Origin of the sequence: Aestuariivirga litoralis, assembly GCF_003234965.1 — a bacterium.
In the GTDB taxonomy this organism is placed as follows: Bacteria; Pseudomonadota; Alphaproteobacteria; order Rhizobiales; family Aestuariivirgaceae; genus Aestuariivirga; species Aestuariivirga litoralis.
Genome location: NZ_QKVK01000001.1, coordinates 91,095 through 113,200, shown reverse-complemented (window position 1 = coordinate 113,200; position 22,106 = coordinate 91,095). Strand labels below are relative to the sequence as shown.

Genomic DNA, 22,106 nt, shown 5'->3' with positions numbered 1-22,106 from the left:
GGAGTTGCTCAATAGCCTGGCGGCCGGGCTTTGTGCCACGCGGTCGCATGTTCGTAGGCGTGGGCTGCGTCAAGCACCGTGCGGTCGTCGAACATGCGCCCGACGAGGTGCAGGCCGGCGGGCAGGCCCGTCGCGGTAAAGCCGCAGGGCACGCTCGCCGCCGGCTGCTGGGTGAGGTTGAAGGGATAGCTGAAGGGCGTCCAGTTCACCCATTTGCCCGTGTTGTCGGGGGCGGCCGGCGCCAGCCTGCCGGCCTCGAAGGCAGGGATGGGAAGGGTTGGCGTCACCAGCAGGTCAAAGCCCTCCATGAACTGGCGCATCTGGCTGCCCAGCGCGCCACGGGCCTTCACGGCATCCTGATACTCGTCGAGCGAGATCGCCATCGACTGCGCCACCACATCGGCCAGCGCCGGGTCGAGCAGCGCCTTCTTCTCCTCCGGCAGCTTGCCGAGAAGGGCGCGCGCGCCGGACCACCACAGGGTGCGGAAGCAGGCGGCGGGGTCCGCGAAGCCGGGATCGACCTCCTCTACCTCGGCGCCCAGTTCCTCCAGCACGCGCACGGCGTCCTGCACCAGCTGGGCGATCTCGGGGTCGACGTCGACGTAGCCGAGCGTCGGGCTGAAGGCGATCTTCAGGCCCTTTACGCCCTTGCCGAGCTTCGCCGTGTAGTCGGTGCCGTCCGGCGGCAGCGAAGTCCAGTCACGCGCATCGGGCTGCGCGATGACGTTCATCATCAGGCAGGCATCCTCCACCGTGCGGGTCATCGGCCCCACATGCGCCACCGTGCCGAAGGGCGAGAGCGGATAGGCGGGCACCCGCCCGAAGGACGGCTTCAACCCGAAGATTCCGGTGAAGCCCGCCGGGATGCGGATCGACCCGCCGCCATCGGTGCCGAGGGTCAGGGGCGCATAGCCCGCCGCTGCCGCCGCCGACGATCCGCCCGACGAGCCGCCCGGTGTCTTCGTCACGTCCCACGGGTTGCGGGTGATGCCGGTGAGCGGAGAGTCAGTCACACCCTTCCAGCCGAACTCCGGCGTTGTTGCGGCACCGAGGAACACCGCCCCGCATTCGCGCAGGCGCGCAACGCTCGGCGCGTCCTGGTCCCAGGCCTGGTTCCGGTCGACGGTGAGCGAGCCGCGCAGCGTCGGCCAGCCGCGTACCAGCAGGAGGTCCTTGATCAGGGTGGGCACGCCATCGACCGGCCCCTGGGGCGTCCCCTTCATCCAGCGCGCCTCGCTGGCCCTGGCCTGGGCGAGGGCCTCCTCGGCATGGACGGCGACCATGGCGTTCAGCTGCTTGTCGTGCCGCTCGATCTGCGCAAGGCAGGCTTGCGTCACCTCGACGGGAGAGAACTTCTTCTTCGCATAACCCTTCACGAGCTTCGCGGCGGACTTCCAGTGAAGGTCGGTCATGTCGTGCTCCCAGCAAACCAATATGTCCGTCACCCCGGCGAAAGCCGGGGCCCAGCTTTCCGTCCACGTGGTTGCCGCCCGAAGCTGGGTCCCGGCTTTCGCCGGGATGACGGCACCAAAACGGTTACTGCTCCCGCGCCTTGCTCAGCGCGTCCTTGAAATGCGGCAGCAGGTCGGCGTTGGTGGCGAGGATGTTGCCGGTCTCCATCGGGTTCTTCTCGCCATCGGGGTCGGCCACGAAGCCGCCGGCCTCGCGCACGAGCAGGATGCCCGCCGCCATGTCCCACGGCTTGATGTTGCGGCACACCATGGCATCGAAGCGCCCGGCCGCCACATAGGCGAGCGAGAGGGCGGCCGAACCCGTGCCGCGGATGCCGACGACGCGCGCCTGCAGCACCGAGATCTCGGCGCGCGACAGGGGCAGGTCCTTGCCGCCGCGGTGCGGCACCTCATAGCTCACCAGCGTATCGTGGATGTCGCGGCGCTGGGCCACGCGGATGCGCTTGTTGTTGAGGAAGGCGCCGCCGCCCTTTTCGGCGGAATACATCTCGTCGGTGATCGGGTTGTAGGTCAGCGCCGCGACCAGTTCGCCCTTCCGTTCCAGCGCCACGGTGATGGCGAAGAAGGGCACGGCATGCATGAAGTTCATGGTGCCGTCGATCGGGTCGATGATGAAGCGGTGGTCGGGGTCGGTGCCCGCCACCACGCCCGTCTCCTCGGTGAGGAAGGCATAGCCGGGGCGCACCTTGGCCAGTTCCTCGCGCAGGATCTTGTCGACCTTCTGGTCGGCGATGGTGACATAGTCGCCCGGCGCCTTCTGCGACACCTGCAGGTTGGCGAGTTCGCCATAGTCGCGCTGGAGGGTGCGGGCCGCCTTGCGGACGGCGGCGGTCATGACGGTGATGACGGGGGAGGACAAGGGTGGAACTTCCTTCGCAAGCTCGATTGATGAGGCCCGATAGCAGGATTGGCCGGGCAGGGGAAGCTAGACCCCGAACAGCGCCTGGAAGAAGGCCACCACGCCCGCATAGAGGGCGGAGGACACCGCCGCGAGGATCGCCACCGAGGCGGCCGACAGCACATAGCCCACGATCACCGCCAGTCCGTCGCGCTCGGCGAGCCCCAGCGCGAGGCAGGCGATGGCGGCGGCGGGCGGAATGTTTCCGAAGGGAATGGGCAGGAACAGGATCAGGGCGAGCGGAAAGGCCACGAGCCCGATCAGCCGCTCGGCGATGTCGGAGGTCACGATGAAGCCAAGCCGCGGCTTCAGCACGCGTTCGAGCTTGGCCATGATCGGCGTCACCTTGGTCACGAAGGCATGCAGCATCTCCTTCGAGATGCGGCGCTTGCGCACCACCTCCGGCAGCCACAGCGTCTGGCGCCCCACCAGCACCTGCCAGGTGAGGATCACCAGCGGCAGGCCGAGGATGGCCGAGGTGCCGGGCGGCGTGGGAATGGCATTGGGCACGGCGAAAATGAACATCAGCGCGCCGAAGGCCCGCTCGCCCAATGAATCCGCCAGCTCGCCGATGGTGGTGTCCTGGCTGGTGTCCATGGAGCGGACGATGTCGGAAAGCCGCGACGGTTTCTGCCTCTTGTCCAACCCGCCGTCGTAAATCTCGTCCTGCTGCACGTTCACTCCCAATTCCATAGCCCGCCGCGGGCCGCATGGGCAACTATATGGGGAATGGGGCACGATTGTCCCACATTTCGCGCCGGCCTGCGCAGCACGCGCTCCCGATGCCATCATGCCCGGGCTTGACCCGGGCAACCTTTCCAAGGGCCACCGAAAAGGATCGCCGGGTCAAGCCCGGCGATGATGAGTGAAGGAGGCGTCATGCCCCCGTATTGGGGTACCCCGCCTGGTCCAGCGCCTGGGCCATGGCGGCGGCCGGCACCGTGCTCTCCACCGTCACCGTCTTGCCCGCGAGATCCGCCTGCACCTCGGCTGTGGGGTCCAGCGCCTTCACGGCCCTGGTGATGGTGGCCACGCAATGGCCGCAGGTCATGTCGGGAACGTTGAACTTCATGGTCGAACTCCTCTGGTTTCCGTGCCTGCCAGGCCATATGGGCCTTGCCAGCGTGGGAAGGTCAAGGGGGCACGGCCACCGGGGTCGGGTGGCCGTGCCGCTTCCCTCACTGGGCGGCCGCGTCCAGCAGCATCTGGGTGCCGTCGGGCTGGTCGACGAACTTGGTGAAGTCCACCGCCACCACCTTCTTGAGCGAGGCGAGCCTGGCGATGTCGAACGCCGTGAAGCTCAGCGCGTCGATGGTGCGCAGGTAGTAGCGGTTGCGGGCCTTGTCGTTCATCCAGGTGAAGATCGTCACTTCCGACGAGGTGTCCCAGATCTTGGTGCCGTCGCCACCCGTTCCCGCCGCATCCTCCGAGAGGTTATAGGGCCGGTCGAAGTTGTTGAGGATGTGGGCGAGCGTCACCACGGCGTCCTGCGGGGTCTTCGCCTTCCGCGTGAAGGTGGTGTAGTAGGCGGCCTTGACGAAGCGGCCATAGGAAATCTGGGTCGAGGGCACTCCGGCCAGGGCGTTGCCGCTGTCGGGCGATGTCACCTTCAGCTTGCCGAACTGTCCTGAGTTGCGGTCCATGTTGTCGAGGAAGGAATAGTTCCGCAGATTGGCGAGGTGCCAGGGGAACTCCGGGCCATTGGTGGCCACGCCGACCGGGTTGTCATAGACATTCATCCTGCCGCCGGTGAACTCGATCACCATGCCGTCGCCGGTCTTGTCGAAGAAGATGTAATGCTCGGGCAGGATGCCGCTGACGAAATCGAGCTTCGGCAGCCAGACCTTCACCTCGCCCTTGGCCAGCGCCGCCTTGGCTTCCGCCACGGTGGCGAAATTGCCGAGCACCCAGTTCGAAAGATCGGTGCCCGCCAGCTGCTTTGCCTTGTCAGTGCCGACATCGGTGGGTTCGACCGTTTCCGGCAACTCGTTGGAGCTCACCGAAAGGCCCTGGTCATTCGCCGCCTCCACCATCATGCCCTGGTGCGCGCCGGGCTGCAGGGCGGCCGCCGTGGCGCCGCCGAGGATCGGATACCTGGTGGTGAAGCTCATGCCGTCCGAGCCGTCGGGCGCCAGCGAGACGACCCTGGTGCCGGCCGGCATGTAGGTCATCAGCAGCGGGATGGGCGTTGAATACTCCATGGTCTTGCCGCTGTAGGCGACGCCATTGGCATCGGTGATCATCAGCGCCGTGCAGGCGGCGGCGGGTCCTGCGCCGAGCGCCGTCAGCGCGGAGAGCGAGGTCGCACAGACTTTCTGCCAGCTGCGGAAACTGGTCTTGAGGGTGTTCATGAGTGACTCCAGGGGGAGAGTGGAATGGTGTGCGTGCCTGCCGCCTGCATTACTCGGTCGGTGCAGAGTCCTGCAGGAAGGCCTCGACGGTCGCTGTGAACTTTTCATGCTGCTGGAACAGGAAAGCGTGGCCGCCATCGAAGAAGGCAAGCCACGCGAAGGGCACCTGCTGTGCGATCAGCGCCGAATTTGCCGGGTTGTCGATCAGGTCATATTGCCCGTCGGTCACCAGCATCGGGTTCTTGACGTTCTTGAGGTTCTCGAAATTCGTCTCATCGGCCGACCACAGCGTGGTGCGGGCGCGGTCCTGGCGCTCGGTCGTCTGCTTCGAGACATCGATGTCGTTGGGGGCGGTGCCGTCGGCCGCCGCCTGCTTGATGCGCGCGAAGATCTCCGTGCCGGCCTTTACGCCGCCCACTTCCGGCGGGAAGACGAGACCGATCTTGCCTTCCATCGGCAGGTTCGGGTCGTTGAGCTTGTCCTCGACCTCCTTGGTGGCGGGAATGTTGTGGCTGCCGCCGGGGTTGGGGGCTGCGAGAATGACCTTGCCCACCGCATCCGGGTGGCGGATCACCACTTGCTGCGCGATGCGAGCACCCATCGACCAGCCCAGCACGTCAGGCTGCTTCAGGCCCAGCGCCTGGATGAGGGCCACCGCGTCATCCGCCATCTGCGGGATCGTGGTGTTGTTCTCCGCAGTGTCGGTCGACAGGCCGACACCGCGATTGTCGAACAGGATCAGCTGGTGGTTCTTCGCAAGGTCCTGGACCAGCAACGGGTCCCACAGGCTCATCGTCGAGATGAAGCCGTTGATCATGACGAGCGGCTTGCCCTGTCCGCGCGTGTAATAGGCGAGCTTCACGCCATTCACCTCGACGTATTTCACCTCCGCCTTGAAATCGTCGGCGCGAACGGGGGTGGTGAGCGCGAGGGTGGCGAAGGCGGCGATGGCAAGAAGGCTATTGGCGAAGGAGGTGCGTGTCATGGTGCAGGGCCCGGCTGTAGCGGATGTTGATGCGATGAATTCACAAGGCGGGCGCGCAGCGAAGGTCACTTTCGACGCCCGCATGGGGCCTATGACTTATTGAAACTTCTTACAAGAAGGTACTTCTACGTAAAATCACTCCAGGTTGCAGGAGCCGAAAACCGCCGGTCATGCCGGCGGTTCCTGCGGGTCGGCTGCGGGACGAGGCGGACCTACGCTTTCCGACCCCTGCAAGCCTTGCTTCAGTCGACCCATGCGAAAGGCCCGGCGGTGTGCCGGGCCTCTGCATGGTCATCGGGTGGTTGGCTCAGAGCGTGCCGTTGTAGAGTTCGGCGGTGAAGGAGCCCGAGCAGTCGGCTGGCAGCGGTGTGCTGCCGAATGCGGGGGTGTGCCGCAGGAAGAGCGAGTAGGTCACGGGAACGCCGGCGCTGACCGTTATCGGCTCCTCGGTGGTGAATCCGAACAGCTGGGTGTTGAGCAGCAGGTCCATGGGCACGTGGATGACGCCCCAGTCGGCCGATGTTCCGCCGAAGGACGTTGCCACGCTGCTGGCCGCGTCGAGGTCGATCTCGTTGAAGCCGACGGGGCCGCTGGTGAGGTTGCAGTGGCCGCGGCTGCGCAGCAGCACCGTGCCGCTCACGGTGGGCGTGAAGCTCAGGGTCGCCGCCGTTGCCGGCGTGACGCCCGGAGCCGGGGCCGCGACGAACTGGAAGGACGCGCGCTTCATCAGGGTCGGGCCCACGGGTCCCTGAAGACCCACCGGTCCCCGGAACCCCATCAGGCCCGGCGGTCCTGCAAGGCCCGTCGGTCCGGCCGGGCCTGCCGGCCCCGCCGGGCCGGCCGGTCCCTGGGCGCCGGTGCTGCCCTTGGGGCCCTGGGGCCCGATGAGAGCGGTGATGGCAATCGGCCAGCCGGCCGCAGTCTTGGGGCCGCGCAGGGCCTTGGCCGTGGTGTCGATGTAGAAGTCGCCCGGCACGCCGAGATTTGCCGCCGGCGCACCGGCGCCCGAGCGCAGGGTGTTGCCGTTGGTGCCGATCGGCGCCCAGAACGTGGTCTCGGTCGCCGGGGCCTTGTTCAAGTTGCCGTTCTGCAGCGAATAGAACACCTGGGATCCGAGTCTCACCACGGCGCCGAGCTTGTAGGTCGCGGTACCGGACCACATGCCCTTGAAGTCCATGCCGTTGACGCCAAGCAGCTTCCACTTGGCGGAGGTGGGAGAGGGAACTGCGTTCAGGTTCGCGGCCAGGGCGTAGTAGATCTCGTTGTCGTAGGAGACGACGGCGCCGATGGCATAGTTCTTGGTGTTCAGCCATGAGCCGTTATAGTTCATGGTAGCCGCAAGGCTCGTGCCTGCCATGACGCAGAGCGCGAGCGACGCGCCGGCTACGGCGCGCAGGAGTGATGATGTCACGATGTGACGACCTCATGTGAATTGAAGGGATTTGTCTTGTGTGGGATCGGCCGCTGCAGGCGAGGCGCAAGCTCTCCTGCAGCAGCCTGCCGCAAAGGCGTGTTCGCGGGGCAGCATCAGCTGCCGGCCTTGATCTCCTTGGCGACGTCGATCTCCTTGCCGCCGCAGGCCGGGTGGCCGAAGCCGCTCGCGCTCTTGCCGTCGGTGATGTCGTAGATCACGCCGTCATCCTTGTTCGGGCTCACGCCGGCGGGAACCTTGCCGAGGTCGAGGGTGCCGCGCACCCGCCATGCGATGTTGTGGTCGGCGCAGGAGGTGTCGCCGGAAACGCCCACAGCGCCGACCTTCTTGCCGTCCTTGTAGAGGGCGAGGCCACCGCCGAACACGTTCACGCCGCCGATGCGGTGGTCGACCATCGGGTCATGCTCCGTACCGAACTTCGAAGCCTTGCCGGCATAGGCGACGGCGGTGTCGACCGGGTTGCTCTCCTGCAGGCCGAACAGGCTGCCGCCGGGCTGCACCGGCGAGTAGATGTTGGCGGTCGAGAGGGCGAGGCCGTCGAGGCTGAAGGCATTCGCGGTGTTGGCTTTCTGGGCCGAGATCACACGGCTGCCGAGCCACTGGTCGGTGTATTCCTTGCCGGAATAGGTGACGGCACAGACCGTGCCGTCCTTGTCGACGACGGTGGCCCACATGTTGAGGTCCAGGCCGCCGTTCGACGGGCCGCCAGAGGCCTTCACCGCACCTTGCAGCGCCTTGGTCAGGGCATCATGCGAGGGCAGGTCCGAGCACGCCGCGTTGGCCGCGGCGGACATGGCAACGCCCGCCGAAAGCGCCGTCGCGGTGAAAAGGGTGAGCATACGAATCAAGATTGGATCTCCATTGTTACGTGTCAGATTGCTTCGTTCATGCTTTCACTGATTGGAATTACTTAGTGTAAGCAAGGCTGCACGTAGGTGTAAATCCGGACCCAATTGTGGCCTGCAAGTGAAAATTGCATTAACTCATCGTAATGTATTGTGGTGGGAATTGTGACGGGTTGTGCTTTGTAAATTATTGAAAATAATAAATAAAATGAATACCCTCATAGCGTGCATTGCAGTATGTCGCCGATTTTGTCCTTCTTGGCTTGGTTGCAAAGCGCCACTCCCGCGGGAGTGGTGGCTCCGGTTTTGCCTATTTGCTTATTAGCATAAGTTGCGCGCCGGGGTGGCGGGATGGGCAGGTCCGGATACCGGGAGAAAGCCGTGGTCCCGCTTCGGGAGACGGAAGCCGTGGACCGCTGATCCCCGGGGTTCACCAACGAAGTGCAGGACCAGCTCATGGTGTCGGCATGGCACGGCACTGTCGACAGCCTTGCGTGGAAGAACGGCCGATCGTCAGGCGGCAGCCGCCGGTCGCTGCAGCGAGACTCAGCGCACCAGCGTCGAGCGCTCCTTGCGCAGCGCCTTCATCACGGTCTCGTCGAGGTTCAGGTGGGCCTGCACCAGGGCGGGGGGTGTCAGCGCCATCCAGTTGTTGAGCGAGATGTCCTTGTAGAGGGGGCGGTTGAAGACATTGACGATGCGCAGCACGCCGGTCCCGATGTTCTCGATGTAGTGGCCCAGTGTGCGCGGCACGAAGCCCACGTCGCCCGCCGTGTAGTTGAAGGTGCGGGCATTGGCGGTGGCGTCGAACACCGTCATGCGCGCCTGGCCTTCCTTGTAGAACTGCCACTCGTCGGCATCCGGGTGCCAGTGCAGTTCGCGCATGCCGCCCGGCTCGATCTCCATGATGAGTGCCGCCATGCTGGTGACGGGAAAGTCGGCGGCATCGATCACCGTGGCCTTGCCGCCCGGATAGGAGACCGGTTCCTTGGCCGCGGTGTGATAGGTGAAGGCCTGCTTCGCCGTGCTGCCGCCCACCTCGGCCCGCACCTTCTCCAGCGCGTCGGGCACCGGCATGCGGAAGATGTATTTCTGCGATTTCGGAATGGAGGCGAACTGCGATGGCGGCAGGCCGAAATTCTTGGCCACCACCTCGGGCGGCATGTGGGCCATGAATTCGGTGATCAGCAGCGTCTGGTTTTCGGAAAAATTGCCGTCGTCGAAGACCAGCAGGAATTCGGTGCCGCCCTCCAGGCCCTGGATCGAGTGCGGAACGCCCGCCGGGGCAAACCACAGGTCGCCCGGCCCCAGGTCGTCGATCCACACGCCGCGGTCGGGGTCCACCACGGTGAAGCGCACGCGGCCTTGCAGCACATAGGCCCACTCCGCCTCCTTGTGCCAATGGAGCTCGCGCACCACCCCGGCGTCGAGCCGCATGTCCACGCCCGCCATTGTCCTGGCCGCCGGCAGTTCGCGCACCGTCACCTCGCGCGCCCAGCCGCCATCCTCCAGCCGGTTGTGGGCCATGCCGAAGGAGAATTTGAGGTTGGGCAGCCCGCCATTGTCGGTTTCCGGCGGGATCAGCACATCCGGGTTCTGCGCATCCAGCAAAGGATTGCGGGGGCCCGGATCGGTTGCGCCCTTGTTGCCCCTGATGGGTTGAATGTCCTTGCTGCCGTCCGTCATTGCCGCCCCCTGATGAAATGCCGGTCTTCGTTATAGGTAGGAATACGGTGGCTTGCGAAGCTTGAAATCATCGCTTGACCCTCCCATCATTGGAAGGTCCATATGAGGCGTGGCAGGAAAGGACCGCCACCATGAACCAGATTTCGCCAGCCCCGCTTCAGAGCTTCCCCGTGGAGGGCATGACCTGCGCCTCCTGTGTCAGGCGCGTGGAGAAGGCCATCGCCGCCGTGCCCGGCGTCGAGAGTGCCGCCGTTAACCTCGCCACCGAGCGCGCCGACGTGCGCCTCGCCGCGCCCGCCACGCCGGAGGCGGTGGTCGCCGCCATCAAGGCTGCGGGCTATGAGGTTGCCAGCCAGACCGTCGACCTCGGCGTCGAGGGCATGACCTGCGCCTCCTGCGTGAGGCGGGTCGAGAAGGCCATCGGCGGCGTGCCGGGTGTCGTCTCTGCCGCCGTCAACCTCGCCACCGAGCGTGCAACGGTGACGTTCGTTGCGGGAACGCCGCTCTCATCGATCGAGGCCGCCATCCGCACGGCGGGCTATGAACCGCGCCGCCTCGACCATGTGGACGCCGATGCCCATCAGGCGGCCAGGGACCAGGAGTATCGCAAGCTGAAGCGCGACGTCCTGATCGCCGCCATCTTCACCTTGCCGCTCTTCGTGATGGAGATGGGCGGCCATCTCGTTCCCGCCTTTGGCCACTGGCTCCATGGCGTGGATCGCTTCTCGCTCTATGTCTTCTACTTCGTCCTCGCCACCATCGTGCAGTTCGGCCCCGGCCTGCGCTTCTACAGGAAGGGTGTTCCCAACCTGCTGAAGCTGGCGCCCGACATGAACTCGCTCGTGGTGCTGGGCTCCACCGCCGCCTGGGGCTATTCGGTGGTCGCCACCTTCTGGCCGTCGCTGCTGCCCGAAGGGACGGCGAATGTCTATTACGAGGCCTCGGCCGTCATCGTCACCCTGATCCTTCTCGGCCGCCTGCTCGAGGCGCGCGCCAAGGGCCGCACCAGCGCGGCGGTGGCGAAGCTCGTCGGCCTGCAGGCCAAGTCGGCGCGCGTGGAACGGAACGGCGAGATCGTCGAGCTGCCGCTCGACCAGGTGGTGGCGGGCGACATCGTGCAGGTGCGCCCGGGCGACAGGCTTCCCGTCGACGGCGTGGTCGTCGCCGGCTCCTCCTTCGTCGACGAATCGATGATCACCGGCGAGCCGATCCCCGTCGCCAAGGGAGAGGGGGCGGAGGTCGTCGGCGGCACCATCAACAAGACCGGCAGCTTCACCTATCGGGCCACCAAGGTGGGGGCCGATACGCTGCTGGCCCAGATCATCCGCATGGTCGAGCAGGCGCAGGGCGCCAAGCTGCCCATCCAGGCGCTGGTCGATCGCATCACGGCGTGGTTCGTGCCCGCGGTGATGGCGGTGGCGACCCTCACCTTCCTCGTCTGGCTGGTCTTCGGGCCGGAGCCCGCGCTCACCTTCGGCCTCGTCAATGCGGTGGCCGTGCTCATCATCGCCTGCCCCTGCGCCATGGGGCTTGCCACACCCACCTCCATCATGGTCGGCACAGGCCGTGCTGCGGAACTGGGCGTGCTTTTCCGCAAGGGCGAGGCGCTGCAGTCCCTGCGCGATGTTCAGGTCGTGGCGATGGACAAGACCGGCACGCTGACCGAGGGCCGACCGGAGCTCACCGACTTCGAGGTCCATGGCATCGCGCCCGATGAGGCCCTGTCCCTCATCGCCGCCGTCGAGAGCCCATCCGAACATCCCATCGCCGCGGCCATCGTCGCTGCTGCCCGGGCGAAGGGCCTCGCGCCCGCCGCCGTCGCGGGATTCGAGGCCATTCCCGGCTTCGGCGCGCGCGGGCAGGTGCAGGGCCGCGAGGTGGCGGTAGGCGCCGACCGCTACATGGCGAAGCTCGGCCTCGACGTCGCGTCCTTCGCCGCCACGGCGGAGCGTCTCGGCCAGCAGGGCAGGACGCCACTCTACGCCGCCATCGACGGCCGTCTCGCCGCCGTCATCGCGGTGTCCGACCCGGTGAAGCCCACCACGCCGTCCGCAATCGCCGCCCTCCACGCCATGGGCCTCAAGGTCGCGATGATCACCGGCGACAATCGCCGGACCGCAGAAGCCATCGCCAGGACGCTCGGCATCGACGAGGTCGTCGCCGAGGTGCTGCCCGAGGGCAAGGTGGAGGCCATCGCGCGGCTGAAGCACAAGGGCCGCGTCGCCTTCGTCGGCGACGGCATCAACGATGCGCCGGCACTCGCCGCGGCGGACGTCGGCATCGCCATCGGCACGGGCACCGACATTGCCATCGAAAGTGCCGACGTGGTGCTGATGTCGGGCGACCTAAAGGGCGTGCCCACCGCCATCGGCCTCTCCCAGGCGGTCATCCGCAACATCAAGGAAAACCTGTTCTGGGCCTTCGCATATAACGTGCTGCTCATTCCCGTCGCGGCCGGGCTGCTCTATCCGGTCAACGGCACGCTCTTGTCGCCCATGATCGGGGCAGGGGCCATGGCGCTCTCCAGCGTTTTCGTCATCAGCAATGCCCTGCGCCTGAGGCGCTACCACCCGAAGGAGGACCACGCATGAACATCGGTGACGCTGCGAAGGAGTCCGGCGTGTCCGCCAAGATGATCCGCTACTACGAGGAGGTTGGCCTCATCCGTGCACCGGCGCGCAACCAGAATGGCTACCGCGCCTACGACAAGAGCAACATCCACGAGCTCAAGTTCATCCGCCGCGCGCGTGACCTCGGCTTCACGGTGGAGCAGATCTCAGGCCTCATGCATCTCTGGCGCGACCGCTCGCGCGCCAGCGCCGACGTCAAGCGCATCGCCCTGGAGCATGTCGAGGCGCTCGAGGCCAAGACGCGCGAGATCGAGGAAATGGCCAATACCCTCAAGCACCTGGCCGCCAACTGTCATGGCGACGGCAGGCCCGATTGCCCGATCATCGAGAACCTGGCCGAAGGCTGCCATCACGCCAGCCCGACCCACCTCGGCAAGGGCTTCGAGAAGCTCCGCTGACCGCCGCCTCCAGCACGGGAAGTGGTATCGTTTGCAGTACCCGCAGCAGCCCACCCACCGGCAACCGCGACAGCTGGTCCATCAAGGCCAGTTCGTTGAAAGCATTGCGGGTTTCACGGTCGATGCCGGGCATGAGAGCCTCCAATCGGTTTCTGATAACGATTGTAGCAACATTCGTCACCCGCGTCCGCGAGAACCGCAGCATGCTTTCCCGGTACTGAGCAAACAGCAGCAAACTTGATGAAAGTGTCGGGTAGGGATCGACGGAGTCCAGCCAGGGATCAAAACTTCGCTTATGTCCGCCCTAAGTTTGTTCAGTCAGGCATTGCATCGGTTGCTGCCGCTCGACGCCGCAGTCCGCAGGCAAGGATCATTGCGCGTAAACGAGGCTGACCGTGATCAAGATGGACAGATTGCGCATAAGCTTAGTTGTTTGACATAAATGATTAACTTTCGTATTTGACATGGTCATGATCGGAGACCATGGGCCAGGTCTCTGTCCGAGAGCCAGTTCAGGGGGATCCAATGCTCAAGGTGTTCACGCTCTCGCTTCTCGGATTGCTGCTGCTCGCCAGTCCAAGTCCAGCGCAGACTGTCGAGCAGCGGATCACCAACAAGTGGTGGACGGGCAATAGAAATTATCCAATCGGCTCAACGACTTCGTTTAGTTTCACCGAAGTGCTGTTCGATGGCAGGTATATCTGGGTCGGCAATTTCAATGGCAAGTCGGTCAGTAAGATTGACCCTGTTTATGGTACGGTAATTGGAACATATGCGACCCCCGGGAATGTTTCCGGCATCATTTTCGACGGCGAGAACATTTGGGCCACCAACCGCTTTAGTGGGTCCATAACAAAGATCAGGGCATCGACTGGGGCAATCCTTGGTACTTATGCAGTTGGAAGCGGTCCGCAGTCGTTCGCTTTTGATGGCGCCTGGCTCTATGTGACGCTGTGTGATGCTAATCAGGTCGCCAAGGTGAACCCCTCAACGGGTGTCGTGGCCGCAAAGTTTTCGTCTGGTGGATCCAACCCGTATGGCATTACTTTTGATGGAGTAAATCTCTGGGTTTCGAATGCAGGATCTTCGGGTCTCAAGAAACTGAATACTGCTGGCACCGTCGTGGCGACCGTGGCGACACCTTCCGTAACTGTCTATTCCGTTTTTGATGGAACCTATATCTGGGTTACAAATCAAACTGCAAACAGCGTCACAAAGATCGTGGCGGCTACAGCGGCGGTGATCGGAAGCTATCCGGTTGGAACTCGACCCGGAGGCATCGACTCCGACGGAACGTATGTTTACGTCGCGAACCAGACTTCGAATACCGTCAGCGTCTTGAGGTCCTCTAACGGCTCACTCTTGAAAACGATACCAGTTGGAGCCGCGCCGTTGGACGTCGCATCTGATGGCATTTCGCTTTGGACTGCAAACAACATGACCAATGCCATCTCACGCCGATAACCTGTTCGTGGCGGGCCTTGGTCCAGGCAATTGCCCGCGCGCGACGCATTCGCGGCGGATTGGATTGCACCCCTGATTTCCAGGAAATCTCGACCGATAGAGTTTCTGCGGTTGGCGCGGCTGTGACCAAGCCCGCTCGGCCCAGTCGCCGGCGCCCGCATGACGATAAAATTCGCTTCAAAAACAAATGGCTGGGGGACTAGGATTCGAACCTAGACTAGCGGAGTCAGAGTCCGCGGTCCTACCGTTAGACGATCCCCCAACGGTTCAGGTGGCGGCTAGATAGCCGCTAGGTGCCCGCTGCGCAAGGGGTATCTGCCTCAGCTCTTGATCTGGCGGATGAGGCTGGCGAGGCTCGGTCGCTCCTCGCCGCTGCCCACAGGGCGGTTGGCGGCGGCGGACAGGCGGCGGAGCGGGGCCGTGAGGTCTGCGGCGGTGGGTGAGGTCTGCTGCTGCTGGCCGAAGGTTGCCTGCTGCGGCATGTCGAAGACGGTGCCCTCCGGCGCGAAGCTCTGGGCGCGCCAGCGCAGCACGATGTCCTGCAGGAAGCCGTCTTCCGGCATTTCGCGGGCCCAGCTGCCGGTCACCGAGGCGGTGTTGCTCATCGGCCATTCATCGGCGGGAAGCGTGTCGAACTTGATGCGGGTGGGCAGCGCCACGCCCTCGCCGAAGGTGATGGCCTCGCCCGTGCCCATGGTGGGCATGAAGTCGAGAAGGCTCGAGGCGGCGTCCGAAATGCCGGCGCGCAGGATCTCCTGGTCGCGCTCGTTGGCCAGCCGCATCGAGAAGATGGTGTTGCACTGGGACAGGATGGTGGCGTCCAGCTCGGCCGGGCGTTGCGACACGATGCACAGCGAGATCCCGTATTTGCGGCCCTCCTTGGCGATGCGGGAGATCGACCGCTTGGTGGGCTCGAAGCCCAGTGTCTTGTCCACTGGCACATAGCGATGCGCCTCCTCGCAGACGAAGGTGATGGGAATGCGGCCGGCACTCCACACCCCGAAGTCGAAGGCGAGGCGGGCCAGCACCGACACCACGACGTTGATGATCTCCGACGGCAATCCGCCCAGCTCGAGAATGGCAATGGGCTTGCCGTTGACCGGGATGCGGAACAGCCGCGACAGCACCTGGGACATGGTGTCCTGCACCGTGAGCGAGCCGAACATGAAGGCATAGCGGCTGTCGCGGTTGATTGCCTCGAGCCGCGACTTGAGCCGCTTGTAGGGGGCGAGTTCGCCGCGCAGTTCGAGCTTGCCCAGATGCTCGTCGAGGAGGCCGATGAGGTCGGACGAGCGATAGGGCACCGGCGTGTCGACGCCGATGGAGGACGGCTCGATCTGCTCGCGGGCGCGCTGCAGCGCCGGCCGCTCGCGGCGCTGGTTGTTCATGAAGCGCAGCTTGGCAATGGGAATGAGTTCCCGCAGTACCTCCACGTCCGCCTCGCGGTTGGGCTGCTGGCCGATGAGGATCTCGACGATCTCCTCGAAGTTCAGCAGCCAGAACGGCAGGTTCATGTTGGCGGGGCTGATGACCTCCGCGATGTCGCGGAAGGCATGGGCATATTCGCGGTGGACGTCGAGGAGCAGCACGTGGCCCTGCGGGTTCTTCTCGAGGATGCGGCGCAGGAGGAGGGCAACCGTGCAGGACTTGCCGGTGCCGGTGGTGCCGAGGATGGCGAAGTGCTTTCCCAGCAGGTCGTCGACCTTCACCATGGCGGGGATGGCCTCGTCCTGGGTGATGTGGCCGACGCGGATGGCCATGTCGGTGTGATAGGCATAGGCCTTGGCGAGCTCGTGTTTCGAGGCGCGGAACACCGTGTCGCCGAGTGACGGGTAGCACGACACGCCGCGGCGGAAATGCATCGGCTCGCCCCGCTCGTCGCGCGGCAGTTCGCCGAGGAACTCGACTTCGATGATCCGCGTCTCGGGTTCGTCCGGCATGTGGCTCGGCATGGGCGAGGACAGGGCGGACACGATGCACAGGGAGATGGTGCGCGGCGTGTCGACCCTCAGCAGCGTGCCGATCTCGGGGGTCTTGGCGCGCGCATCGGCGTCAGATCCGCCGTCGATGAGGATCACCGCATGGGCGCCCGTCACCGCCACGATGCGGCCGATGCGGGAGGTGGTCTTGTCCGGGGAGGTCATCGGCGCACTCTCAATGGATGTGGGGTTCGGGCTCGGCGGGGAGGGCGAGGGGCAGCCGCACGCTGATGCGCGTGCCCTGGCCCTTCTCGGACTGGATGCGCAGATCGCCGCCATGCAGCCTGGCCAGCGCGAAGGCGATGGGCAACCCGAGGCCCGTGCCTTCGTGGCGCTTGTTGAAGCCCGAGTCGACCTGCCCGAAGGGGCGGAGCGCGGTTTCGACCTCCGCCGGGGTCATGCCGATGCCGGTGTCCTCGACCACGATCACCGCCGAAGCCGCCGTGGCCGCGGCAGTGATCCGCACGTGGCCGTTCTCGGGCGTGAATTTCACGGCATTGCCGAGGAGGTTGATGAGGATCTGCTTCAGCCGCAGCGGATCGGCCGCCAGCGGCGGCAGGTCATCGTCCACCCTGTGCTCGACCGAGATGTGCTTGTCGCGCGCCCGGGCGTCGACGATGAGCAGGCAGGAGGCCAGCACCGGCCCCAGCTCGACCTGCTCCTTCTCCACCGCGAGCTTGCCGGCCTGTATCTTGGAGACGTCGAGGATGCCGTTGATCAGTTCCAGCAGGTGTTCGGCTGCCTGCTTGATGTAGCCCGTGTACTGGTGAACCTTCTCCGGGCTCGTCGCCGTCCTGGTGTGCAGCATGTCGGAGAAGCCGATGATGGCGTTGAGCGGCGTCCTGAGCTCATGGCTCATGTTGGCGATGAACTCGGACTTTGCCTTGGAGGCGAGTTCGGCATCGACCTTGGCCGCCTGCAGGGCCATGGCCTGCTTGCGCTGCGGGATGGCGAGGCCGAGATGATCGGAGAATTCGCCGATCAGCGAGCCGTCCTTGAACCATTTGGGGCCGAAAGTACGCATGACACACCCGAACGTTACAGGGATCATTTGCAACCTCATGTCTCAACTTCCGGTTAATGTGGCCCGCCGTTTCCGGCGGGAGATTTGCTTTGTGAGGGGGGGCGGAAACTGGTACATTCGGAATAACGCAATGATTGTAAGGGCGGCCGCTGCTGCTCCGGTTCTCCGTCGAGCCCGGCTGCCCTCGAAAGGTTTGGACGTGGATGCGACCAGCAGGCCGGGCAGGGACCGGCCACGGCGCAAACCGGCGGCCGGGAGTCCTCACGCCCGGAAACCGTCGGCTTCGCGCGAGCCGCCGCCGGGGGGCCTTTATGGCGCCCTCGACCTCGGCACGAACAATTGTCGACTTCTGATCGCAACCCCCACCCACAACGGGTTCTCGGTGGTCGATGCGTTTTCGCGCATCGTGCGGCTGGGCGAGCGGCTGGCCCAGACCGGCCGGCTGAGCGATGACGCCATGGGGCGCACCATCGAGGCCTTGCGGGTCTGCGCCAACAAGCTGCGCTGGCGCAATGTCGACCGGGTGCGGCTGGTGGCGACCGAGGCCTGCCGCATGGCCGAGAACGGACCTGCCTTCATCGACCGCGTGAAGAGCGAGACGGGCCTCAGGCTCGAGATCATCGACCGCGAGACGGAAGCGGGCCTTGCCGCGGTGGGCGCCGAGCCGCTGGTCGACCGTGACGCCGAGACCGCGCTGGTCTTCGACATCGGCGGCGGATCCACCGAAGTGCTGTGGATGCGCCGGGCCGGTGAGCGTTTCGAGACCGTGGCCTGGACCTCGCTGGCGGCGGGTGTCGTGACCATCTCGGAGCGGTTTGGCGGTGGCGTCGACGTGACACCTGCGTCCTTCGCGGCGATGCGCGAGTACCTGCGGCCCATGCTTCAGGAGTTCGCGCAGCGCGTCTCGGCGGCCAATGGCGGAACCTCGCCCGTCCCTTCGCACCTTCTCGGCACCTCCGGCACGGTGACGACCATCGCCGGCGTGCAGCTTGGCCTGCAGCGCTATGACCGCGCGCGCGTCGATGGCTGCTGGCTCGAGAGCGACGAGATCGGCGCGGTGACGCACCGGCTGCTGCATCTCAGCTATGAGCAGCGGGCGGCGAACCCCTGCATCGGGCGCGAGCGTGCCGACCTCGTGCTGGCGGGCTGTGCGATCCTCGAGGAAATCCGCCTCGCCTTTCCGGCGCAGCGCATCCGCGTTGCCGACCGCGGGCTTCGCGAAGGAATCCTCACCATGCTGATGAAGGAAGACGGAACCTACGGGAGGACCGCATGAGCAGGCCGGGAAGCGGCAAGAAGCCGGGCGTGCGGCTCAAGGTGCGGGTGAAGACCGGCAAGGGCCGCACGGTCTCGCAGAAGAACTGGCTTGAGCGCCAGCTCAACGATCCTTACGTGCAGGAGGCCAAGAAGCTGGGCTACCGCTCGCGCGCCGCCTTCAAGCTCACCGAGATCGACGACAAGTACAAGTTCCTGAAGCCCGGCGGCCGCATCGTCGACTTGGGCGCCGCCCCCGGCGGCTGGAGCCAGGTGGCGGTGAAGCGCACAAAGGCGGAAGAGGGCCGCGGCAAGGTGATTGCCATCGACATGCATGGCATGGACCCGCTCAGCGCCGTCACCATCTTCAAGAAGGACTTCCTCGAGGAGGACGCGCCGGCCCTGCTGATCGAGGCGCTGGGCGGCGAGAAGGCCGACTGCGTGCTCTCCGACATGGCGGCCCATGCCACGGGCCACCGGCAGACCGACCACATCAACATCATGGCGCTGGCCGAAGCGGGCTATGAATTCGCGAAAGAGGTGCTGAAGCCCGGCGGCACCTATCTCGCCAAGGTGCTGCGCGGCGGCACCGAGGGCGAGATGCTGAAGATGATGAAGAAGGACTTCGCTTCCGTCCGCCACGTCAAGCCGATGGCGAGCCGTGATGACTCGGCGGAACTCTTCGTTCTGGCCATGGGATTCCGCGGCGGGGCGTGAATGACCCCAACGAGGACTTGCACCATCGCCGCACCTGCCGGTTGTGCGGCGTTGCAGCGCCAGCAGAATTGACTGGACCGCGCTCCGCAACTCTTCAATCCTGCGCAGGGGAATGGTCCGTGGGGCGATGCCGGAAGATCTGTCGACACTGATTCAGCGCGTGGGGCTTGGCGACAGGCAAGCCTTCCGGACGCTCTATTCCCTCACCAGCCCGAAACTCTATGCCGTCTGCCTCCGTGTCTTGCGCGAGAGGTCAGACGCCGAGGACGCATTGCAGGAGGTCTACATCAAGGTCTGGCATGGCGCGCCGCGTTTTGCCGTGACGGGGCAAAGCCCGGTCAGCTGGCTCGCCGCCATTGCGCGCAATCATGCGATCGACAGGATCAGGGCGCGCAAGCCGCTGGCCGTCGCGATCAGCGATGCGCCGGAGATTCCGGACGATGGGCCTGATCCGGAACGGGCTGTCCTGGCGACTGCCGAGCGCCGGCGGATCGACGACTGCCTGTCGCGGCTGAAGGCCGAACGCGCCGATGCGGTGCGCGCGGCCTATGTCGATGGACACAGCTACCAGGAGCTGGCGGAGCGCTTCCGCCTGCCGCTCAACACGGTGCGCACCTGGCTGCGCCGCAGCCTGCTGCAATTGCGGGAGTGCCTGCAGCAATGACCGATGGCACCGACATGACGCCGGAAGACGACCTGCTGGTAGCCGAATATGTGCTCGGCGTGCTGCCGCATGAGGAGCGTGTGGCGCTGGCGGCGCGTCTCGAGGCCGAGCCTGCGCTGGAGGCGCGCCGGCGCTTCTGGGAAGACGAGTTCGCGCCGCTCGGCGCCGAGGTCGAGCCGGTTCGGCCACCGGCGCATGTGCTGGCGGCGGTGGAGAAGCGCCTGTTCCCGCACGCGGTGCAGCCGCGCGGGCTGTGGGGCAGCCTGGCTTTTTGGCGCGCCGCCACGGCCCTGCTTCTCGTTCTCGTCGTGGCGGGGCTGGGCCTGTTCTCCACGCAGCGCGCGAACCTGCCGGTGGGGCCCTCCTATGTCGCGAGCCTGACGGCCAGCGCGGCACCGTTGCAGATCGAGGTGCTCTATGATGCCGGGAGCCGCGTGCTGAAGCTCAACCGCGTCAGCGGTGGTCCGGCGCAGGGACGTGACCTGCAGCTCTGGCTCATCGCCGGCAATGAGGCGCCGATCTCGCTCGGCGTGGTTCCGGCTGCGACCAGCGCCAGCCTGGAGCTGGCATCCGCCATTGCGGCGAAGCTTGCGCCCAAGGCGCTGCTCGCCGTCAGCGACGAACCGCTGGGCGGTTCTCCCACCGGACAGCCGACGGGCGCGGTCCTCGCCACCGCTCCGCTCATCGCCATGTGATCACACGGGGGTCACGGGTTTGTGACCGGACGCAGCCCGGCGCGCTGAAACTCTCCCACCCGGCCTCTCGTGACTGCGGCTGTCCAGATGAGGACAGACCCATAACAGGAGATCGTCATGAACCGTGTGAACACCCCGCTCTTCGCCGCCGCCCTGTCAGCCGTCATCGCCTGCGCCGCCGCCACGCCGGTGCTGGCGGAGAACCCGATGGTCGGGGGTGCCCCGATGTATGCGACGAAGAACATCGTCGAGAACGCCGTCAACTCGAAGGACCATACGACGCTGGTTGCCGCGGTGAAGGCCGCGGACCTGGTGCCCACCCTCGAGGGCAAGGGCCCCTTCACCGTCTTCGCGCCCACCAACGAGGCCTTCGCCGCCCTGCCGGCGGGAACCGTGGAGACGCTGCTCAAGCCCGAGAACAAGAAGACGCTCACCAAGATCCTCACCTGCCATGTGCTGGCCGCCAAGGCCACCGCCGCCGACGTCGCCAAGATGGCGATGGCCGATGGCGGGACGCACGAGGTGACCACCGTCGGCGGCTGCAAGCTGTGGCTCTCCGCCAAGGACGGCATGGTGATGATCAAGGACGAGGCGGGCGGCATGGCGACGGTGACCATCGCCGATGTCGAGCAGTCGAATGGCGTGATCCACGTGATCGACCACGTGCTGCTGCCGAAGATGTGAGCTTCCTAATATACGAATTTAGTCCTTGACAGCGCGCGCTCGATGTGCTAGGAAGGCGCAATGTCCAGAAAACTCTTCATGGCCGGGTTCGCCCCGGCCATTTTCATTTTCAGGGCCTGGCTGGCGGCTCTTTACCTGCTCGCCACCACATGGGGCTTGGTCCATTCGCGGGCCTGCGCCTCGCGCCGGGCGATGCCCTCGATGAAGCTGTCGATGAAGGGGGTTGCGGGATGGTCGAGGATCTCCTGCGCGGTGCCGACCTGCTCGATCCTGCCGTGGTCGAGGATGGCGATGCGGTCGGCGAGTTCGAAGGCCTCATCCTGGTCATGGGTGACGAAGAGGGTCGTATGGCCGGTGCGCTGGTGGAGTTCGCGCAGCCACTTGCGAAGGTCCTTCCTGACGCGGGCGTCGAGGGCGCCGAAGGGCTCGTCCAGCAGCAGCACGCGGGGCTCGATGGCAAGTGCGCGGGCAAGCGCCACGCGCTGGCGCTGGCCGCCGGAGAGCTGGGCGGGATACCGCGCCTCGAGCCCGTCGAGCTGCACGAGGTGGAGGAGCTCCAGCACCTTCGCCTTGATGGCGGACTCGGACGGCCTGGAGGTGCGCGGCCTCGCACGCAGGCCGAAGGCGATGTTGTCGAAGACCTTCATGTGCTTGAACAGCGCATATTGCTGGAACACGAAGCCGATGCGGCGCTCGCGAAGGCTCAGGCTGTTGGCATCGATGTCGCCGAACAGCACCTGGCCGCCATCGGGCTGCTCGAGGCCGGCGATGGCGCGCAGCAGGGTGGTCTTGCCGGAACCCGACGGCCCGAGCAGGGCGACGAGTTCGCCCGCCTCGACATCGAGCGAGACACCCTTCAAGGCCGGATACCGGCCGAAGTTCTTTTCGAGGTTCCTGACGCGGACGGGGACGGACATTCTGTGTCTCC

19 protein-coding genes, 1 tRNA gene and 1 pseudogene are annotated in these 22,106 nt (G+C 65.5%); 8 read left to right on the top strand and 13 right to left on the bottom strand.

Annotated elements, in window-relative coordinates:
• Window positions 1–8: 8 nt before the first annotated feature.
• The 9 genes from DK847_RS00555 to DK847_RS00515 all read right to left on the bottom strand — a co-directional run bounded on the left by DK847_RS00555 (window position 9) and on the right by DK847_RS00515 (window position 9,669).
• A complete protein-coding gene (locus DK847_RS00555; protein ID WP_111195677.1) occupies window positions 9–1,412 on the bottom strand; it encodes an amidase in 1,404 nt (467 codons plus the stop codon).
• A 124-nt stretch (window positions 1,413–1,536) separates the two neighbouring features.
• Window positions 1,537–2,331: an inositol monophosphatase family protein gene (locus DK847_RS00550; protein WP_245414486.1), complete on the bottom strand. Its 795-nt coding sequence runs from the start codon at window positions 2,329–2,331 to the stop codon at window positions 1,537–1,539.
• 66 nt (window positions 2,332–2,397) lie between these two features.
• Window positions 2,398–3,051, bottom strand: a complete 654-nt coding sequence (locus DK847_RS00545; protein WP_161957079.1) for an exopolysaccharide biosynthesis protein — start codon at window positions 3,049–3,051, stop codon at window positions 2,398–2,400.
• A gap of 196 nt (window positions 3,052–3,247) precedes the next feature.
• Window positions 3,248–3,442, bottom strand: a complete 195-nt coding sequence (locus DK847_RS00540; RefSeq protein WP_111195675.1) for a heavy-metal-associated domain-containing protein — start codon at window positions 3,440–3,442, stop codon at window positions 3,248–3,250.
• 106 nt (window positions 3,443–3,548) lie between these two features.
• Complete coding sequence (locus DK847_RS00535) at window positions 3,549–4,721, bottom strand: linear amide C-N hydrolase (protein WP_111195674.1); 1,173 nt, start codon at window positions 4,719–4,721, stop codon at window positions 3,549–3,551.
• A 49-nt stretch (window positions 4,722–4,770) separates the two neighbouring features.
• Entirely contained in the window at window positions 4,771–5,706 is a 936-nt protein-coding gene (locus DK847_RS00530; protein ID WP_111195673.1) for an alpha/beta fold hydrolase, read from the bottom strand.
• 307 nt (window positions 5,707–6,013) lie between these two features.
• The gene (locus DK847_RS20990; protein WP_146255998.1) at window positions 6,014–7,117 is read right to left on the bottom strand and encodes a hypothetical protein; all 1,104 of its coding nucleotides are present in this window, start codon (window positions 7,115–7,117) and stop codon (window positions 6,014–6,016) included.
• 116 nt (window positions 7,118–7,233) lie between these two features.
• Window positions 7,234–7,977 carry a GlcG/HbpS family heme-binding protein gene (locus tag DK847_RS00520; RefSeq protein WP_204508228.1) on the bottom strand — a complete coding sequence of 248 codons (744 nt, stop codon included), beginning with the start codon at window positions 7,975–7,977 and terminating at the stop codon, window positions 7,234–7,236.
• 552 nt (window positions 7,978–8,529) lie between these two features.
• The gene (locus DK847_RS00515) at window positions 8,530–9,669 is read right to left on the bottom strand and encodes a cupin domain-containing protein (RefSeq protein ID WP_111195672.1); all 1,140 of its coding nucleotides are present in this window, start codon (window positions 9,667–9,669) and stop codon (window positions 8,530–8,532) included.
• A 131-nt stretch (window positions 9,670–9,800) separates the two neighbouring features.
• Between DK847_RS00515 and DK847_RS00510 the strand changes: the two genes are divergently transcribed.
• The 3 genes from DK847_RS00510 (at window position 9,801) to DK847_RS00500 (ending at window position 14,161) form a co-directional block, all read left to right on the top strand.
• On the top strand, window positions 9,801–12,260 hold the full coding sequence (locus DK847_RS00510; protein WP_111195671.1) for a heavy metal translocating P-type ATPase: 2,460 nt from the start codon (window positions 9,801–9,803) through the stop codon (window positions 12,258–12,260).
• A complete protein-coding gene (gene cueR, locus DK847_RS00505; protein WP_111195670.1) occupies window positions 12,257–12,697 on the top strand; it encodes a Cu(I)-responsive transcriptional regulator in 441 nt (146 codons plus the stop codon). The genes DK847_RS00510 and cueR overlap by 4 nt, the downstream gene beginning before the upstream one ends.
• Before the next feature lie 525 nt (window positions 12,698–13,222).
• On the top strand, window positions 13,223–14,161 hold the full coding sequence (locus DK847_RS00500) for a Vgb family protein (protein ID WP_161957078.1): 939 nt from the start codon (window positions 13,223–13,225) through the stop codon (window positions 14,159–14,161).
• Between the two features lie 188 nt (window positions 14,162–14,349).
• On the opposite strand, the gene DK847_RS00495 is transcribed toward DK847_RS00500, so the two are convergent.
• From DK847_RS00495 to DK847_RS00485, 3 genes are all read right to left on the bottom strand, one after another.
• Window positions 14,350–14,423: transfer RNA gene (locus DK847_RS00495), tRNA-Gln, on the bottom strand.
• A gap of 58 nt (window positions 14,424–14,481) precedes the next feature.
• Window positions 14,482–16,305, bottom strand: a complete 1,824-nt coding sequence (locus DK847_RS00490) for an ATP-binding protein (protein ID WP_146255997.1) — start codon at window positions 16,303–16,305, stop codon at window positions 14,482–14,484.
• A gap of 10 nt (window positions 16,306–16,315) precedes the next feature.
• Complete coding sequence (locus DK847_RS00485) at window positions 16,316–17,164, bottom strand: sensor histidine kinase (RefSeq protein WP_161957077.1); 849 nt, start codon at window positions 17,162–17,164, stop codon at window positions 16,316–16,318.
• Between the two features lie 199 nt (window positions 17,165–17,363).
• On the opposite strand from DK847_RS00485, the gene DK847_RS00480 reads away from it, so the two are divergent.
• From DK847_RS00480 to DK847_RS00460, 5 genes are all read left to right on the top strand, one after another.
• Window positions 17,364–18,440, top strand: coding sequence for a Ppx/GppA phosphatase family protein (locus tag DK847_RS00480; protein ID WP_425358669.1), 1,077 nt, complete (start codon window positions 17,364–17,366; stop codon window positions 18,438–18,440).
• On the top strand, window positions 18,437–19,135 hold the full coding sequence (locus DK847_RS00475; protein ID WP_111195665.1) for an RlmE family RNA methyltransferase: 699 nt from the start codon (window positions 18,437–18,439) through the stop codon (window positions 19,133–19,135). The genes DK847_RS00480 and DK847_RS00475 overlap by 4 nt, the downstream gene beginning before the upstream one ends.
• Before the next feature lie 127 nt (window positions 19,136–19,262).
• The gene (locus DK847_RS00470) at window positions 19,263–19,799 is read left to right on the top strand and encodes a sigma-70 family RNA polymerase sigma factor (protein WP_111195664.1); all 537 of its coding nucleotides are present in this window, start codon (window positions 19,263–19,265) and stop codon (window positions 19,797–19,799) included.
• Entirely contained in the window at window positions 19,796–20,494 is a 699-nt protein-coding gene (locus tag DK847_RS00465) for an anti-sigma factor (RefSeq protein ID WP_111195663.1), read from the top strand. Before DK847_RS00470 ends, DK847_RS00465 begins: the two co-directional genes overlap by 4 nt.
• A 117-nt stretch (window positions 20,495–20,611) precedes the next feature.
• A complete protein-coding gene (locus DK847_RS00460) occupies window positions 20,612–21,178 on the top strand; it encodes a fasciclin domain-containing protein (RefSeq protein ID WP_111195662.1) in 567 nt (188 codons plus the stop codon).
• Between the two features lie 200 nt (window positions 21,179–21,378).
• Here the strand turns inward: DK847_RS00460 and DK847_RS00455 are convergent.
• Window positions 21,379–22,095, bottom strand: a pseudogene (locus DK847_RS00455) (sulfate/molybdate ABC transporter ATP-binding protein); the annotation flags it as partial.
• Between the last annotated feature and the right edge of the window lie 11 nt (window positions 22,096–22,106).

Excerpts from the sequence above, each read along its gene's own strand:
- DK847_RS00510 (WP_111195671.1), top strand. The coding sequence starts at position 9,801 with ATGAACCAGATTTCGCCAGCCCCGCTTCAGAGCTTCCCCGTGGAGGGC.
- cueR (WP_111195670.1), top strand. The coding sequence starts at position 12,257 with ATGAACATCGGTGACGCTGCGAAGGAGTCCGGCGTGTCCGCCAAGATG.
- DK847_RS00485 (WP_161957077.1), bottom strand. The coding sequence starts at position 17,164 with ATGCGTACTTTCGGCCCCAAATGGTTCAAGGACGGCTCGCTGATCGGC.
- DK847_RS00555 (WP_111195677.1), bottom strand. The coding sequence starts at position 1,412 with ATGACCGACCTTCACTGGAAGTCCGCCGCGAAGCTCGTGAAGGGTTAT.
- DK847_RS00540 (WP_111195675.1), bottom strand. The coding sequence starts at position 3,442 with ATGAAGTTCAACGTTCCCGACATGACCTGCGGCCATTGCGTGGCCACC.
- DK847_RS00515 (WP_111195672.1), bottom strand. The coding sequence starts at position 9,669 with ATGACGGACGGCAGCAAGGACATTCAACCCATCAGGGGCAACAAGGGC.
- DK847_RS00520 (WP_204508228.1), bottom strand. The coding sequence starts at position 7,977 with ATGCTCACCCTTTTCACCGCGACGGCGCTTTCGGCGGGCGTTGCCATG.
- DK847_RS00535 (WP_111195674.1), bottom strand. The coding sequence starts at position 4,721 with ATGAACACCCTCAAGACCAGTTTCCGCAGCTGGCAGAAAGTCTGTGCG.
- DK847_RS00500 (WP_161957078.1), top strand. The coding sequence starts at position 13,223 with ATGCTCAAGGTGTTCACGCTCTCGCTTCTCGGATTGCTGCTGCTCGCC.
- DK847_RS00475 (WP_111195665.1), top strand. The coding sequence starts at position 18,437 with ATGAGCAGGCCGGGAAGCGGCAAGAAGCCGGGCGTGCGGCTCAAGGTG.
- DK847_RS00465 (WP_111195663.1), top strand. The coding sequence starts at position 19,796 with ATGACCGATGGCACCGACATGACGCCGGAAGACGACCTGCTGGTAGCC.
- DK847_RS00490 (WP_146255997.1), bottom strand. The coding sequence starts at position 16,305 with ATGACCTCCCCGGACAAGACCACCTCCCGCATCGGCCGCATCGTGGCG.
- DK847_RS00530 (WP_111195673.1), bottom strand. The coding sequence starts at position 5,706 with ATGACACGCACCTCCTTCGCCAATAGCCTTCTTGCCATCGCCGCCTTC.
- DK847_RS00460 (WP_111195662.1), top strand. The coding sequence starts at position 20,612 with ATGAACCGTGTGAACACCCCGCTCTTCGCCGCCGCCCTGTCAGCCGTC.
- DK847_RS00470 (WP_111195664.1), top strand. The coding sequence starts at position 19,263 with ATGCCGGAAGATCTGTCGACACTGATTCAGCGCGTGGGGCTTGGCGAC.